This window comes from Xanthomonas sp. GW, assembly GCF_014236815.1.
Classification (GTDB): Bacteria; Pseudomonadota; Gammaproteobacteria; order Xanthomonadales; family Xanthomonadaceae; genus Xanthomonas_A.
The window spans coordinates 2856239-2870516 of the sequence record NZ_CP051189.1; the positions used below are offsets into that span (position 1 = coordinate 2856239).

Here is a 14278-nt window from a genome sequence, read left to right on the forward strand (position 1 = left end):
AACGGCAGCATGGCCGCACTCCACTGTGCGGCGCAGCGCAAACGACAGCGACGGTCCGCGGTAGACCGGGCCGACCCAACCGGCACTGGCATAGGTCGGCCAACGTCGACGCACGATGGTGTTGTGGCTACGCGTGGTGGTCCGCAGGGCCGGAGTGACCAGGGTGCGGTGCGCCTCGACCAGCGCCCAGCACTTGTCCGGCGCGATCCCGGCGCCGAGGATGGTGTGATTGTATGAGTAGAGTTCGCTGCGCCGGTCAGCGATTCCCACACATGCTCGCAGCGGTCGCGATCTTGCCGGCCTGGTGGCCGGCTATTGACCCGCGCCGACCACCTGGCTGAACCGCTGACGCTCGGCGCTGGACGCCGAGGGGCGCGCGACGGCGCTGGCGAGCGTGGACCTGAGCGTAGGGCTGAGTTGCACGTCGCCGCTGGCGACGGCATCGAGCGTGGTCATCACCAAAGGACTGGTGGCGCCGCGTGCGATGTAGTTCACCGCCACATCCGCGGCGGCGTCCGGGGCAGAAAGGCGGTAGATCTTCTGCACCGCCATCGCGCGCACCAAGGCGTCGCCGTTGCCAGAGGCCAGCGAGTCCATCTGCGCCACCGCGCTGCGCTTGAGCGCGTCGGCGCCAGGCGCGACGTCGTTCTCGATGGTGCCGATGAAGTTCAGCGCGGCCACCGCGGTGCGCTGGTCGGTGTCGTGCGCGTCCAGGGTCGCCAGGGCATCGGCATAGACCTCGCGCGTTGCCTGGCCAGGCAGGTTGGAATAGGTCTCGTACATTTCTCCGTAGAGTCCCTTGTCCTTGCTGGCCCAGATCTGATTGGCCTCGTCGAGCACCAGCGCGCGCCCCTGCGGCGAGGGCACCAGCATGCCGCGCAGCATGTCGCGCTCCATCGCCTGGCTTGCCGGCATGGCCCGGTAGGTCTCGGCCACCGCCTGTCTCGCCTCGGCGCTGCCATCGACCGCTGCCAGCAGCCGTGCCGCGAATGCGTCCTGCTCGGCGCGCGACGGCGGCGGGTTGGCGTTCACACGGGCGAAGAACTCCTGCAAGCGGCGCTGGATCTCGCCAGCCTCGAACGGCATTGCTGCATCGGCGATGCCGGCATGCATGGGCGCATCCTCGACCACGGGTCGGGTGGGTCGATAAGGATTGGCCGCACTGAGGCCCGTGCCAAACCGATCTGGGACGGAGGCGTCTGCCAGCGCGGCGGTTTCGCTTTCCGCGCCGGACAAGCGCCCGTGCCCACCCTGATAGAAATACAACGCGGCACTGGCGAACAAGCCGCCAACGATCACCAGCGGCAAATAACCTCGATATACGGAACTATTGATCTTCATTGGGATTGCCACGAGCCTGGAAAACAACGACACAACCCCGTGCTTGCCCGAACAAGCGCAAGCACGGGAACCTGCTACCGCAAGGCACGCTTAGATGCGCTCGTAGTCGCAGGTACTGCCGCGCCATTCCGGCAGATAACCCTGCCGGGAATAAGTGCCGCCGTTATATCGACAGGACCAACCGTAGCCACCTTCCCAGTTCGACTTCCAGCCGGCCGGGCAAGACGACTGCAACGTGACGTAATAATCCGGATCGCCACCGACCACATTGACCGTGCCGACACGCTCACTGAAGATGATCGCAGCGCGGCCCTTCCAGCCGGGTTTCGGCGAACAGGTCACGGTTTCCGAGCGGACGTTGCACGCCGACCACGAGTTGTTGTAGCCGCCGTTGATTTCCATCGAGCCGACCCGGGTGGGAACTGCCCATTTGATACCGATATTGAATCCACGGGTCACGCAGGTGCTGTGGCCCGTGGTCAGTGCCACCGAACCGCAGGAACCGCCCTGGTTGCTGAAGCAGTAATGCCAGTCCGATCCGTCGATATATTCGGAACGCTGCTGCTTGCCGATCCAGCCACCGAAGGTGGTTTTCAATTGCGTAGACGGATCTGCAGAGGCGACGCCACTGAACAAGAACAGGACCAACGAGAACAAGATGATCCTTAATTTGAATTTCGACATACCACTCTCCCTAATAAATAAGCCAGCCCAAGATGTAGACAAAATAGCGCCACTGCGTCACACACGATCATCCTGGAAAACGCAGCGAAACCTCCGCGCATGGCGTGCGAAGTATCTCGATCGACGTTTACCGAGGAATCCCAGCCGGAGTGACGGTGCGCAGAGCCTACCCAAGCAATGCTACATATTGGTGGCACGCAAAATTAACTAAATGCAGCAAATCAAATTGCATGAATATTATAATATTGAACGAATTTGAAAATTCGGTCGGCCGGCCCCGAACTTGCGCTGGCAGCGACCGCTGCCCCACCTTCCCGCAAGATCGCATCTGAGCCTTCTACGTTGCTTATCACGCAGGCATGGCAGTAGCACTTCAACGCAGCGCCAGCGCAGAGCGCATCGTGCGGCCAAGACGCTGCGGCGAGACCGCTACGCGAACCGGTCTCGCGCTCGCGCGGATGCGGGCAGGCTTTTTTGGGCACACCGCGATGTCGGCAACAGCCATCGCCGCAGGCACAACCGGATGGCGCAGCCTCACGGCAGCAAGTTTCGCCTCACCCATTCCGCCTGCCGGCAAAGTCGATGCCGCCGCGACGGTGACAGGCCGCAGCAGTCGCAGCCGCCACCATGGCGGCCGCCGGACAACGGTCCGCGGATGCCGGCATCAAGCCTGTGCTGCGACGCCCAATAATTGCCCCAGCGCGGCATGCGTATACAGACGCACATCCGACATGGCAGGAAGTGTCGCCGCCGCGAACAGCGCCTCGTCCAACTGCAGGATCGGACCGTAGGCGATCGCGATCTGCGCACCGATGGAGGACAGACGGCGCAGCACGGTCAGCCGATAGCCCTGCCCCAGGTAATAGCGGGTGCCGCCGTCGGCCGGCAATGGCGCTTCGGTATCGATGCGTGCGTGCAGCGGCGCGCGGCCAGCCGCGACGGCGCGGAAATCGGCATCGGCCTGGCGCAATGCGTCGCGCTGTGGCGGCGCGAGCGCCTGCAGATCCAGGCCGAAGAAGGCGCCGGCGTGTGGCGACATGGGGAGCGACAGATCGCTCATGGCAGCCGGTTTCGCCTCATCTTTTCCGCCCGCCGCTTCAGCTCAATGGCGACGCGGCGGTGCCGGACCGCAGTTGTCGCAGCCGCCGCACGCGCCGGCACCGGCGGTGGCCGCAGGCGCGATCTTGCGGCCCATCGCCTGCAGCCAGGGCGCGCGGCCCGGCTTGAGCAGGCGCACGGCGATGGCGCCGCGCAGCTTGCGCGCGGTGCCGGGAAATTGCTTCTTCAGCACCACCCAGGCGCTGAGCAGGACCGCCAGCGCGATCACGAGGTACTGCAGCAGCAGCGACGTGCTCATCTCAGCCGGCTCCCAGCGCCGCCGCGACCTGGTAGGTGACCAGCGAGGCCAGATACGCCAGCGCGAACAGGTAGAACGCGGCGAAGCTCATCTGCTTCCACGAGTTGGTCTCGCGCTTGATCGTGGCCAGGGTGGAAATGCACATCGGCGCATAGATGTACCAGACCAACAGCGACAGCGCGGTGGCCAGCGACCAGCCATTGTGGATCAGCGGCGACAGCGCCTGCGCGGCGGCATCGTCGTCGGCCGCCGCCAGCGCGTACACCGTCGCCAGCGACGCCACCGCCACTTCGCGTGCGGCCAGGCCGGGGATCAGCGCGATGCAGATCTGCCAGTTGAAGCCCAGCGGCGCGAACACCGTGGTCATCGCATGGCCGATGCGGCCGGCGAAGCTGTAGTCGATCGCCGGCAGCGTGGCGTTGGCCGGCGCGGCCGGGAACGACAGCAGGAACCACAGCAGGATGGTCAGCGCCAGGATGATGCCGCCGACGCGCTTGAGGAAGATCGCCGCGCGCTCCCACAGGCCCAGCGCCAGGTCGCGCAGGTGCGGCACGCGGTACGAAGGCAGCTCCAGCAGCAGCGGATGCTCGCCCTTGTCGCGGCGCCACTTCTTCATCGTCCACGATACCGCCAGCGCGCTGGCGATCGCGGCGAAATACAGCCCGAACAGCACCAGGCCCTGCTGGTTGAACACACCCCAGACCTTTTTCTGCGGGATGAACGCGCCGATCAGCAGCGCGTACACCGGCAAGCGCGCCGAGCAGGTCATCAACGGCGCGACCAGGATCGTGGCCAGGCGGTCGCGCGGATCCTGGATGCTGCGCGTGGACATGATGCCGGGCACCGCGCAGGCGAAGCTGGACAGCAGCGGGATGAACGAACGCCCCGACAGTCCGGCCGCGGCCATCATGCGGTCGAGCAGGAACGCCGCGCGCGGCAGGTAGCCGGATTCCTCCAGCGCCAGGATGAAGGCGAACAGGATCAGGATCTGCGGCAGGAAGATCACCACCCCGCCGAGGCCGGCGATGATGCCGTTGACCAGCAGGCTGTTGAGCGGACCCTCCGGCAAGGTGCTGCCGACCCAGGCGCCGAGCGCCTTGCTGCCGCCGTCGATCAGGTCCATCAACGGCGCCGCCCAGGCGTACACCGCCTGGAAGATCAGGAACATCACCAGCGCCAGGGTCAGCAGCCCGGCGACCGGGTGCAGCAGCCAGCGGTCCAGCGCGTCGTCGATGCGCGAGGTGCGGGTCGGCATCGACACCGCGGCGGCGAGGATGCGCCGCACTTGCTGATGGTAGTCGCCCTGCCCTTCGGCCGGCGCCACCGCCGGCGGCAGCGCCGGGGCCAGCGCATCGAGTCGCTCGACCAGCGCCTTGGCGCCGTTGCGGCGCACCGCCACGGTCTCGATGACCGGCACGCCGAGCGCGTCTTCCAGCGCCTGGCGGTCGATCAGGATGCCGCGGCGTTGCGCGGCGTCGACCATGTTCAGCGCCACCAGCATCGGCTTGCCCAGTTCGCGCAGCTCCAGCGCGAAACGCAGGTGCAGGCGCAGGTTGGTGGCATCGACCACGCACACCAGCACGTCCGGCGCCGGCTCGCCCGGATAGAAGCCGCGGCACAGGTCGCGGGTGATCGCCTCGTCCAGGCTGGCCGGCTGCAGGCTGTAGGCGCCCGGCAGGTCGAGCACGGCGAAGTCGCGCCCGGACGGCGCGCGGAAGCGGCCTTCCTTGCGCTCGACGGTCACGCCGGCGTAGTTGGCCACCTTCTGCTTGCTGCCGGTGAGCTGGTTGAACAGCGCGGTCTTGCCGCAGTTCGGATTGCCGACCAGCGCCAGGCGCAGCGGAACGGCCTCCGCGCTCATGACTGCGCCTCGGCGGCGGCACCGACGCTGACCTGCACCCGCGCCGCTTCGCTGCGGCGCAGGGCGAAACGGGTATAGCCGACCTGCACCAGCAACGGCTCGCCGCCGACCGGGCCGCTGGCCAGTACCTGCACCTGCTCGCCGGCGACGAAGCCCAGCTCGCGCAGGCGGCGCGCGATGGCGTCGTTGGGCTGGCGGTCGTGCACGGTCTCCACGGTGGCGGTGCTGCGCAACGGCATATCGGACAACGTCACGGAACGTTCCGTCGAATAAGAATGGTTATCAATTGTAGCACCGTCGCAGTGCGTCATGGCGTGGCCGGCGCGGCCCGCTATGATTCCCATATGGCTGCCGTTATCCCTCCGTACGAGAACTGCCGATGAGCGATGCATTGCTGCTGGAGCGCTCAGGCAAGGTCCTGACCCTGCGGCTGAACCGACCGGACGTGCGCAACGCGTTCGACGCCGCGCTGATCGCGCGGCTGACCGAAGCGCTGCAGCAGATCGGCGCCGATCCAAAGGTGAAGGTGGTGGTGCTGGCCGGCGCCGGCGCCGCGTTCTCGGCCGGCGCCGACCTGCAATGGATGCGCTCGATGGCCAGCGCCAGCGAGGCGGAGAACCTGGCCGATGCGCTGGCGCTGGCGCAGCTGATGCGCACCCTGGACGAACTGCCCAAGCCGACCGTGGCGCGGGTGCACGGCGCCACGTTCGGCGGCGCGGTCGGGCTGGTCGCCTGCTGCGACATCGCCGTGGCCTCCACCGATGCCCGCTTCGGACTCAGCGAGAGCCGCCTGGGTCTGTTGCCGGCGGTGATCTCCCCGTATGTGATCGCCGCGATCGGCGCGCGCCAGGCGCGGCGCTGGTTCGCCAGCGCCGAAGCGTTCGATGCGGCCACCGCCACCCAGATCGGCCTGGTGCACCAGACCGTGGCGCCGACCGCGCTGGACGCGGCGGTGCAGCGCCAGGTGGAACTGCTCGGCCAGGCCGGCCCGCTCGCCGCCGCCGGCGCCAAGGCGCTGGTGCGCCGGGTCGCCGCCGGCGGCGACAACGCCACGCTGGACCGCGACAACGCGGCGCTGATCGCGCGGCTGCGAGTCTCGGCCGAAGGCCAGGAAGGACTGAGCGCGTTCCTGGACAAGCGCGACCCGAACTGGGCGGGATTCTGGTGAGCCCGCTCGACCACATCGGCCTGCGCTGCGTCGACCTGGAGCGCAGCCTCGGGTTCTACCGCGCCGCGCTGGCCGCGCTCGGGCTGGACATCGTCATGGAGGTGAGCGCCGAGCAGAGCGGCGATCGCCGCCATATCGGTTTCGGCCGCGACGGCAAGCCCAGCGTCTGGCTGACCGATGGCGCTGCGGGCGCCGGCGGCGAACTGCACCTGGCCTTCGCCGCCGCCGACCGCGCCCAGGTGGATGCCTTCCATCGCGCCGGGCTGGCTGCCGGCGGTCGCGACAATGGCGCCCCCGGGCTGCGGCCGCATTACCACCCCAACTACTACGGCGCCTTCCTGCTGGATCCGGATGGGCACAACATCGAAGCGGTCTGCCAGCGGCCGGCGAGCGCCTGAGCGGCGCCCTGCACTGGCGATCGCACTTCGCGCGGGCGGCGGCCTGCGCCGCTCGGCGACGGCGCGCAGCCGTCCACTCCAAGGAATGCATGTGACCGCCAATTCGCCGTTTCCGCCCTGCCCCGCGCGGCCTCTGCCGATCGCGCCCGCTTGCGCGCCGCGCTGCAGGTGCCGCCGATGAGCGACTTCGTCCGCCTGGTGGAAGTGGGACCGCGCGACGGCCTGCAGAACGAGAAGGCCTGGGTCGCCACCGCCGACAAGATCGAGCTGATCGCGCGGCTGTCGCGCACCGGCCTGCGCAGCATCGAGGCGACCAGTTTCGTCAGCCCGAAATGGGTGCCGCAGCTGGCCGACGCGGCCGAGGTCTACGCCGGCATCGTGCCGGCGCCGGGCGTGGACTACCCGGTGCTGGTGCCGAACCTGCAGGGCTATGAGCGCGCCGCAGCGGTCGGCGTGCGCGAGATCGCGGTGTTCACCGCCGCCTCGGAAACCTTCAACCACACCAACACCAATGCCGGCATCGACGAATCGCTGGCGCGCTTCGCGCCGGTGCTGGCGCGTGCGGCGGCGGACGGGGTCAAGGTGCGCGGCTACGTCTCCACCGTGCTCGGCTGCCCCTACCAGGGCGCGGTGCCGCTGTCCGACGTGGTGCGGGTGGCGCGGCAGCTGCACGCCATGGGCTGCTACGAGATCTCGCTGGGCGACACCATCGGCGTCGGCACCCCAGGCAAGGCGCGGGCGATGCTGCGCGCGGTCGCCGCCGAACTGCCGATGGCGGCGCTGGCGGTGCATTTCCACGATACCTACGGCCAGGCACTGGCCAATATCGCCGCGTGCCTGGAGGAAGGCGTGCGCGTGGTAGATGCGGCGGTATCAGGCGCCGGCGGCTGTCCGTACGCCAGGGGCGCCAGCGGCAACGTGGCCAGCGAGGACGTGGTCTACCTGTTGCACGGCAATGGCGTGGCCACCGGCATCGACCTGCAGGCTTTGGCCGCGACCGGACACTGGCTGGCGCAGAAACTCGGCCGTCGCACCGGCAGCAAGGCCGGCCAGGCGCTGGCGGCGGCGTGAACGCAACGGCCACGCGTGCCGCGAGCGGCGCGGCAGCGGCCAGCCGCCCCGCGTCGGTCCTGCCCGCATCGTCCGGCGCCGCTGCATATCGGCACGATCGCCGGGCGGATTCGCGCGGCGGCTGAACCACCGAAGCGCGCGCCTCGGCTAAAATGCGCGCTTTCCTGGGAGGGAACACCCATGCAGCTTGCCGATATCCGCGCGGTCGTCACCGGCGGCGTTTCCGGCCTCGGCCTGGCGGTCGCGCAGCGCATCGTCGCCGACGGCGGCAAGGTCGCGCTGTTCGACCTCAACGACGACAAGGGCGCGGCCGCGGTCGCCGCGCTCGGCGCCGCGCAGGCGCGCTATTTCCGCACCGACGTCAGCGACGAGGCGCAGGTGGCAACGCAGCTTGGCGCGGCGCGCGAGTTCCTCGGCGGGCTGAACGCCGCGATCAACTGCGCCGGCATCCTTGGCGCCGGCCGCGTGCTCGGCAAGGAGGCGCCGATGCCGCTGGCCACGTTCCAGGGCACGGTGATGGTCAACCTGGTCGGCAGCTTCAACGTCGCCAAGGCCGCCGCCGACCTGATGCAACACAACGCGCCGGGCGAGGACGGCGAACGCGGCGCGATCGTCAACACCGCCAGCGTCGCCGCCTATGAAGGCCAGATCGGCCAGGCCGCGTATGCCGCCTCCAAGGGCGGCGTGGTGGCGATGACCCTGCCGATGGCGCGCGAACTGGCGCGCTTCGGCATCCGCGTCAACACCATCGCCCCGGGCATCTTCTGGACCCCAATGGTGGACGGCATGCCCGAGGCGGTGCAGCAGTCGCTGGCCGCATCGATCCCGTTCCCGCCGCGGCTCGGCCGCCCCGAAGAATTCGCCGACACGGTGATGTTCCTGCTGCGCAACCGCTATCTCAACGGCGAGGTCATTCGTCTCGATGGCGCGGTACGCTTGGCGCCCAAGTAGCCGGGATTTGTTATTCGGGATTGGGATTCGTGAAAGCGCCCCGCCCTTCGCTCCCCGCCCTGCTCTTTACCAATCCCGAATCTCCAATCCCCAATCCCGGCTCCAAACCCATGAAAGTCAACGAAATCAAGAAAGGCAACGTCGTCGAGTACAACAACGGCGTCTATCAGATCCGCGACATCGAGCGCAGTTCGCCGCAGGGCCGCGGCGGCAATGTGCGCTTCCGCTTCGTGATGTACAGCGTGCCGGGCGGCAACAAGCTCGATGCCAGCTTCGACGGCGACGACGACTTGCGCGAAGTCGAGCTGAGCCGGCACCAGGCCACCTTCTCGTACAAGGACGGCGAGGCGTTCGTGTTCCTGGACGACGAGGACTACACCCCGTACACGCTCGATGCCGACGTGATCGGCGACGACGCCGGCTACATCACCGAGGGCCTGACCGGCATCTACGTGCAGGTCATCGACGACCAGCCGGTGGCGGTGCAGTTGCCGCAGAGCGTGACCCTGGAAGTGATCGAAACCCCGCCGGAGCTGAAAGGCGGCACCGCGACCAAGCGGCCGAAGCCGGCCAAGCTCAATACCGGGCTCGAGATCATGGTGCCGGAGTACATCGGCAACGGCGAGCGCGTGCTGGTCAACACCACCACCGGCGAGTTCGCCGGGCGCGCGGACTGAGTCCGTGCGTGTGCGCCGCGGCATCGTCCTGGCGACGCTGCTGATCCTGCCGGGCCTGGCCGTGGCCGCCGCGGCCAAGCCCGCGGCCGCGGCGCAGGGCGCGGCCGCCTGTACGATCCCGGAGGAGGTGGATCCCGAGCACCACGCCGGCTTCTGCGCACTGCCGCAGGAGATCCGTGCGTTCGTCGCGCGCCAGGATGTCTGCAACCACTTCGCCGGGGAGGAACCCTACGACGCCGCGCGACGCCGCGAGCTGGACAAGGCGATGGCGAAGTACTGCGACGGCAACGAGGCGACCTGGGCCAGGCTGCGCGCGAAGTATCGGCAGGATCCGGTGCGCGATGCCTGGCTGGATCGCTATGGCGAAGACGTGGGTCTGGATTTGCCGTAGCGGCGGCAGCGGGACGCGTGTGACTTGCGTTCCTGAGTCTTCATCGTGATAGGGTCGCGACGTTCGATTGAACGAGGCTTTTGCCCCTACCCTCATCTTTCGCTGCGGCGCCCTCGCGATGTTCGATTGCGCGAGGCTTCGCCCGTACCCTCATCCGCCCCTTCGGGGCACCTTCTCCCGATGGGAGAAGGGAACTGCGCTTTTAGCCCCTCTCCCACCGGGAGAGGGGTTGGGGGTGAGGGTCGGGAGCGAAGCGTCTCGTCCAATCAAGGCACCAGCGGCTTTAGTCGCGGCTGACGGTTGGCTGCCAATCGATGCCCTGAATGGCCGCAGCTCGGTCATGCAGGAGCGAATTCCATCGCGCGACCTCTCCCAGATGGCCAAGTCCCGCGAATCCGACGCTCAAGCAATTGCTGTCGCGGTCCAACCACCTCCAGATCATTGCTTGCCGGCAGGCTGCAACACTGAAGGCGAAACCAGTTGCAGTCCGCCGCTGTCGCGATTGAGATCGCGTAGCCGCGCGCCCAGCGTCGCCAGGTTCGCATCGATCTGCTGCAGTTCCGCGCGCAGCGGTGGCGGCAGCAAGGCGTGCAGGCGCGCCTGCAGCGCGACGCCGTCGCTGCGCAGTGCGTCGATCCGCGCTTGCCCCTGATCCTGCAGCCATGCGCGCTCCTGCGCCTGCGGCAGCCCATAGCCGGGCTGGCCCTGCAATAGCGTCGACGGTTGGCTCAACAGGCCTTGCTGTGCCAACATCGCGCGAACTGCGGCAGCGGCATCCTGAGTCTGGGCATCCGTCGCGTCGGCGATCGTGGTGGCATCACCATCACCGGCACCAGTACCAGCACCGGCTCCGGCGTCAACGCCGGAACCGGCAGCGGCAGACGCAGGCAGATGCGCCCTGGCCAGATAACGCCGCTTCAAGGCATCGCGGCCGCGCTGCTCCTGGCGCCGGCGCGCGGCATTCTCAAGCAACAAAAGTGCGGCACTGGCGCGCAGGTCGCCGCGCTGCAGCCAGGGTGCGCGCTGCGTCGCCGGCAGGTTCAGCCAGGTTTCCACGCTGCGCGCCGGCAGTGCCAGCTGCGCGCGCGCGACCTCGAACATCGCCGCGTAGTGCGCGCTGGCCGACGCGAAGTAGTAGCCCTGGCGTGTGGCGGCGTCCGCGTCGTCCAGCACCGCGGTGTCGGCGATACCGGCGCGGGCCAGGCGCCGCAGCAGGCCGGTCGGGCTGATCCCGCCCAGGCGCGCGCCGGCCAGACGCGGCACGCCGTCGTGCAGCAGCTTGTAGGTTTCCACCGCGCAGTTGTTGCTGAGAAAGTAATAGCGTCCGTCGTAGCTCCAGTGCAGCTGCGCGGCGCGCTCCAGCAGCGCCGCGCGCTCGTCCGCGCTCAGCCGCAGCGGAATCGACTGCAGGCCGCGCAACTGCACCTGGGTGTAGTCGTCCGCCACCTGGCGCAGCGGCAGCACGAACAGCCGCGACGGATACGAACCGACCAGACCGCGCATGTTGGAGATCTGCACGTCGTCGACGAACGCGCGGAACGACAGCACCTTGTGATACGCCAGGTCCAGGCGGCAGTCGGGACCTGGCATGCGTCCCGGCGCGCAGATCACCAGCCGCAGCATGCTGTGGCCCCAATGGCTCATTGGCTGCGCGTTGCCCTCGGCCAGCAGGTAGTCGATCGCGTAGACCCGCGCCGGATCCAGTTGCAGCAGCGCCGCCTCGTCGGCCAGCGGATCCTGCAGATAGGCCAGGCCGGGCGCGCATGCCGTCGCCGGCGGCGACCAGGCCAGGCGCTGCGCGAAATAACGCGCCAGCGCCGGGCGCCGGCACGCGTAGTCGGGATCCAGCAGGAAATGTTCCAGATTGACCGCGACGAATTCCGTCGGCGACTCAAGTTCGTACCGGTCCGGGCTGCGCTCGCTGAAGGCATTGCGGCCCATGCGCAGGCCCAGCCGCATCGGGCTGACCTGCCAGCCGGCCAGATCCAGCAGGCGCGGATCCGACGACAGCCGGCCCGTCGCGGAGCGGTCGTAGAAATGCGCCAGTTCGTGCAGCAGCGCGGCGATCGCGGGCCGCCTCGCCGGGTCTGCTGCGCCACCGTCGGCGGCACCGGCAGCAGGCTGCGCCATCCACGCGCGCAGCAGGGCCTTGTTCAACAGCAGGTGCCGCGCCTGCGCCCTGCCGTGCACCTGTTCGGGCAGGTCGTCTCGCCATTGCAGCGTCAGCGGCGTCGCGATCGCCGCGCCCCAGGCCGGCGGCAGCGTCGGCAGCGTCGCGTCGAGCAGGGCCTGGCTGGCCGCGCGTTCGGAAGCGCTCAATCCGCCCGCGTCGACCTGCAACCGCACTGCCTGCGCAGGCAGTGCGCACGCCAACCCAAGCAACGCCAGCCACGCCAGCCGGCGCAGCCGCCGGCGCGGCATCACAGCGCCAGGATGGCCTGCGCCAGTTGCAGGTCGCTGGCCTGCTGCGACTGCGGGTTGCGCTCGCGCAGCACGCGCAGCGCCGCCTCCAGCTGCACGCCGCGGATGCGGCCGGCACTGGCGACGAAACCGGCCGCGTCGTCGCGCGCCTGCAGCACCAGCTTGTCGTCGCCGGAGCTGCTGTCCGAAGACGCGGAACTGCCGGCAGAACCCGCCGAAGCGGAACCGGCGGAACTGCCGGCGAAGCTGGAAGCCTGCGCGAACGCGGGGACGGACAGGATCAACAACAGGGCGCAGCGCGCGGTCACTCGGTTCATCGCATCGGTTCCAACAGGATCGGGAAAGAGAAACGGCCATGGCCGCGTCGGCATAGCCTAGCCGGCCGCCGCCGCGAGCGCGAGCATCGACGCCGCGCGCATGCCTGCACGGCGTGCGCGCGGCTCAGGGATCGAACAGCTTGCCCGGATTGAGCAGCCCGGCCGGATCGAACACGCGCTTGACCGCGCGCATCAGCGCGATCTCCTCGGCGCTGCGGGTGCTCTCCAGGTACGGCTTCTTGACCAGGCCGATGCCGTGTTCGGCAGAGATGCTGCCGCCATGCTCGGCCAGCACCTGCGCCAGCAGCTTGGTGACCTGCTCGCAGGCGGCGATGAAATCCGCATCGGCGCTGGCGTCGGGCTTGAGCACGTTGATGTGCAGGTTGCCGTCGCCGATGTGGCCGAACCAGACCACGTCGAACTGCGGATAGGCTTCGCCGAGCAGCGCCTGGGTCTGCGCCAGGAATGCCGGCATCGCCGAGATCCGCACCGACACGTCGTTCTTGTACGGTTTGTAACGCGCCACCGCCTCGGTGATGCCTTCGCGCAGGCGCCACAGCTGCGCCGCCTGCGCATCGCTCTGGCTGATCACCCCGTCCAGCACCCAACCCTGCTCCATGCAGGTTTCGAACGCGGCCAGCGCCGCGGCTTCCTGCGCCTCGTCGCCGCTGGCGTACTCGGTGACCACGTAGTACGGATAGACCGTGTCGAACGGCGCCTGCGCGCCGTGCGCCAGCACATGTTGCAACGCGCGGTCGGTGAAGAATTCGAAGGCCTCCAGCTGCAGGCGGCCGCGGAACGCGGCGAACACCTGCATCAGCACTTCGAACGACGGCAGCGCCAGCAGCATCACGTTGCTCGGCGGCGGCGGATCGGTCAGCCGCAGCGTGGCCTCCACGACGATGCCGAGGGTGCCTTCCGAGCCGATCAGCAACTGGCGGAAATCGTAGCCGCTGGAATTCTTGATCAGCCCGCGGTTGAGTTCGAGCAGCTCGCCACTGCCGGTCACCACCTTGAGTCCGGCGATCCATTCGCGGGTATTGCCATAGCGGATCACGCGGATGCCGCCGGCATTGGTGGCGATGTTGCCGCCGATCGAACACGAGCCGCGTGCGGCGAAATCCACCGGATACACCAGCCCGTGCTCGCGCGCCGCGTTGTGCACGGCCTCCAGCGGCATGCCGGCCTGCACGGTGAGGGTGCGATCGACCGCATCGAACGCCAGCGCCTTGTTCATCCGCTCCAGGCTCAGCACCAGTTCGCCGTGCGCGGCCACCGCGCCGCCGGACAGGCCGGTGCGGCCGCCCGAGGGCACCACCGCCACCGCGTGGTCGTTGGCCCAGCGCAGCACCGCCTGCACCTCGTCCACCGTGGCCGGCAACGCGATCGCCAGCGGTGCCGGCGTCCAGCGCCGGGTCCAGTCGCGGCCGTAGTGCTCCAGGTCGGCGGGGTCTGTCTTCAGGCGCAGTCCGGGAACGGAGTGCGTAAGGGCGTCCAGGCGCGGGTCGGTCATGGGTCGGGATCGGGCAAAGGCAAGCGTTCAAGCGTGCCAGCGTTGGGTAGCGGCGTCCAGTTGGGCGGGACTCGGGACTGGGGACTGGGGACTCGGAAGAGCCGGACCACCAGCATGAAGCGAGGCGG

Annotated in this window: 15 protein-coding genes; 6 read left to right on the forward strand and 9 right to left on the reverse strand. The window is 68.7% G+C overall.

Going from position 1 to position 14278, the window contains the following annotated elements; translation table 11 throughout:
• Positions 1-312: 312 nt before the first annotated feature.
• The 6 genes from HEP73_RS22620 to HEP73_RS12265 form a co-directional block, all read right to left on the reverse strand.
• Positions 313-1341: a hypothetical protein gene (locus HEP73_RS22620; protein WP_255423480.1), complete on the reverse strand. Its 1029-nt coding sequence runs from the start codon at positions 1339-1341 to the stop codon at positions 313-315.
• Positions 1342-1431: 90 nt separating this feature from the next.
• A complete protein-coding gene (locus HEP73_RS12245; protein WP_185820206.1) occupies positions 1432-2025 on the reverse strand; it encodes a hypothetical protein in 594 nt (197 codons plus the stop codon).
• A 664-nt stretch (positions 2026-2689) separates the two neighbouring features.
• The gene (locus tag HEP73_RS12250; protein ID WP_185820207.1) at positions 2690-3085 is read right to left on the reverse strand and encodes a hypothetical protein; all 396 of its coding nucleotides are present in this window, start codon (positions 3083-3085) and stop codon (positions 2690-2692) included.
• Positions 3086-3127: 42 nt separating this feature from the next.
• Positions 3128-3382: a DUF6587 family protein gene (locus tag HEP73_RS12255; RefSeq protein ID WP_185820208.1), complete on the reverse strand. Its 255-nt coding sequence runs from the start codon at positions 3380-3382 to the stop codon at positions 3128-3130.
• A 1-nt stretch (position 3383) separates the two neighbouring features.
• Positions 3384-5243, reverse strand: coding sequence for a ferrous iron transporter B (gene feoB / locus HEP73_RS12260; protein WP_185820209.1), 1860 nt, complete (start codon positions 5241-5243; stop codon positions 3384-3386).
• Positions 5240-5497 carry a FeoA family protein gene (locus HEP73_RS12265; protein WP_139117945.1) on the reverse strand — a complete coding sequence of 86 codons (258 nt, stop codon included), beginning with the start codon at positions 5495-5497 and terminating at the stop codon, positions 5240-5242. The genes feoB and HEP73_RS12265 overlap by 4 nt, the downstream gene beginning before the upstream one ends.
• A 125-nt stretch (positions 5498-5622) precedes the next feature.
• On the opposite strand from HEP73_RS12265, the gene HEP73_RS12270 reads away from it, so the two are divergent.
• The 6 genes from HEP73_RS12270 (at position 5623) to HEP73_RS12295 (ending at position 9899) form a co-directional block, all read left to right on the forward strand.
• A complete protein-coding gene (locus HEP73_RS12270) occupies positions 5623-6411 on the forward strand; it encodes an enoyl-CoA hydratase-related protein (protein ID WP_185812983.1) in 789 nt (262 codons plus the stop codon).
• Positions 6408-6809, forward strand: a complete 402-nt coding sequence (locus HEP73_RS12275) for a VOC family protein (RefSeq protein ID WP_053841060.1) — start codon at positions 6408-6410, stop codon at positions 6807-6809. The genes HEP73_RS12270 and HEP73_RS12275 overlap by 4 nt, the downstream gene beginning before the upstream one ends.
• Positions 6810-6986: 177 nt before the next feature.
• On the forward strand, positions 6987-7880 hold the full coding sequence (locus tag HEP73_RS12280; RefSeq protein ID WP_185820210.1) for a hydroxymethylglutaryl-CoA lyase: 894 nt from the start codon (positions 6987-6989) through the stop codon (positions 7878-7880).
• 180 nt (positions 7881-8060) lie between these two features.
• A complete protein-coding gene (locus HEP73_RS12285; RefSeq protein WP_185820211.1) occupies positions 8061-8831 on the forward strand; it encodes an SDR family oxidoreductase in 771 nt (256 codons plus the stop codon).
• Positions 8832-8941: 110 nt separating this feature from the next.
• A complete protein-coding gene (gene yeiP / locus HEP73_RS12290) occupies positions 8942-9508 on the forward strand; it encodes an elongation factor P-like protein YeiP (RefSeq protein WP_185820212.1) in 567 nt (188 codons plus the stop codon).
• 10 nt (positions 9509-9518) lie between these two features.
• Positions 9519-9899, forward strand: coding sequence for a hypothetical protein (locus HEP73_RS12295; RefSeq protein ID WP_255423481.1), 381 nt, complete (start codon positions 9519-9521; stop codon positions 9897-9899).
• A gap of 438 nt (positions 9900-10337) precedes the next feature.
• Here HEP73_RS12295 and HEP73_RS12300 read toward each other — a convergent pair whose 3' ends face one another.
• The 3 genes from HEP73_RS12300 to HEP73_RS12310 all read right to left on the reverse strand — a co-directional run bounded on the left by HEP73_RS12300 (position 10338) and on the right by HEP73_RS12310 (position 14150).
• The gene (locus HEP73_RS12300; protein WP_185820214.1) at positions 10338-12320 is read right to left on the reverse strand and encodes a DUF7844 domain-containing protein; all 1983 of its coding nucleotides are present in this window, start codon (positions 12318-12320) and stop codon (positions 10338-10340) included.
• Complete coding sequence (locus HEP73_RS12305; RefSeq protein WP_185820215.1) at positions 12320-12637, reverse strand: DUF2388 domain-containing protein; 318 nt, start codon at positions 12635-12637, stop codon at positions 12320-12322. Before HEP73_RS12305 ends, HEP73_RS12300 begins: the two co-directional genes overlap by 1 nt.
• 124 nt (positions 12638-12761) lie before the next feature.
• Positions 12762-14150, reverse strand: coding sequence for an FAD-binding oxidoreductase (locus HEP73_RS12310; RefSeq protein ID WP_185820216.1), 1389 nt, complete (start codon positions 14148-14150; stop codon positions 12762-12764).
• Positions 14151-14278 lie beyond the last annotated feature (128 nt).

What these genes read in the sequence shown, in the direction of transcription:
- HEP73_RS22620 (WP_255423480.1), bottom strand. Translation starts at nt 1,341, where the DNA reads ATGAAGATCAATAGTTCCGTATATCGAGGTTATTTGCCGCTGGTGATC.
- HEP73_RS12245 (WP_185820206.1), bottom strand. Translation starts at nt 2,025, where the DNA reads ATGTCGAAATTCAAATTAAGGATCATCTTGTTCTCGTTGGTCCTGTTC.
- HEP73_RS12250 (WP_185820207.1), bottom strand. Translation starts at nt 3,085, where the DNA reads ATGAGCGATCTGTCGCTCCCCATGTCGCCACACGCCGGCGCCTTCTTC.
- HEP73_RS12255 (WP_185820208.1), bottom strand. Translation starts at nt 3,382, where the DNA reads ATGAGCACGTCGCTGCTGCTGCAGTACCTCGTGATCGCGCTGGCGGTC.
- feoB (WP_185820209.1), bottom strand. Translation starts at nt 5,243, where the DNA reads ATGAGCGCGGAGGCCGTTCCGCTGCGCCTGGCGCTGGTCGGCAATCCG.
- HEP73_RS12270 (WP_185812983.1), top strand. Translation starts at nt 5,623, where the DNA reads ATGAGCGATGCATTGCTGCTGGAGCGCTCAGGCAAGGTCCTGACCCTG.
- HEP73_RS12280 (WP_185820210.1), top strand. Translation starts at nt 6,987, where the DNA reads ATGAGCGACTTCGTCCGCCTGGTGGAAGTGGGACCGCGCGACGGCCTG.
- HEP73_RS12285 (WP_185820211.1), top strand. Translation starts at nt 8,061, where the DNA reads ATGCAGCTTGCCGATATCCGCGCGGTCGTCACCGGCGGCGTTTCCGGC.
- yeiP (WP_185820212.1), top strand. Translation starts at nt 8,942, where the DNA reads ATGAAAGTCAACGAAATCAAGAAAGGCAACGTCGTCGAGTACAACAAC.
- HEP73_RS12300 (WP_185820214.1), bottom strand. Translation starts at nt 12,320, where the DNA reads ATGCCGCGCCGGCGGCTGCGCCGGCTGGCGTGGCTGGCGTTGCTTGGG.
- HEP73_RS12305 (WP_185820215.1), bottom strand. Translation starts at nt 12,637, where the DNA reads ATGAACCGAGTGACCGCGCGCTGCGCCCTGTTGTTGATCCTGTCCGTC.
- HEP73_RS12310 (WP_185820216.1), bottom strand. Translation starts at nt 14,150, where the DNA reads ATGACCGACCCGCGCCTGGACGCCCTTACGCACTCCGTTCCCGGACTG.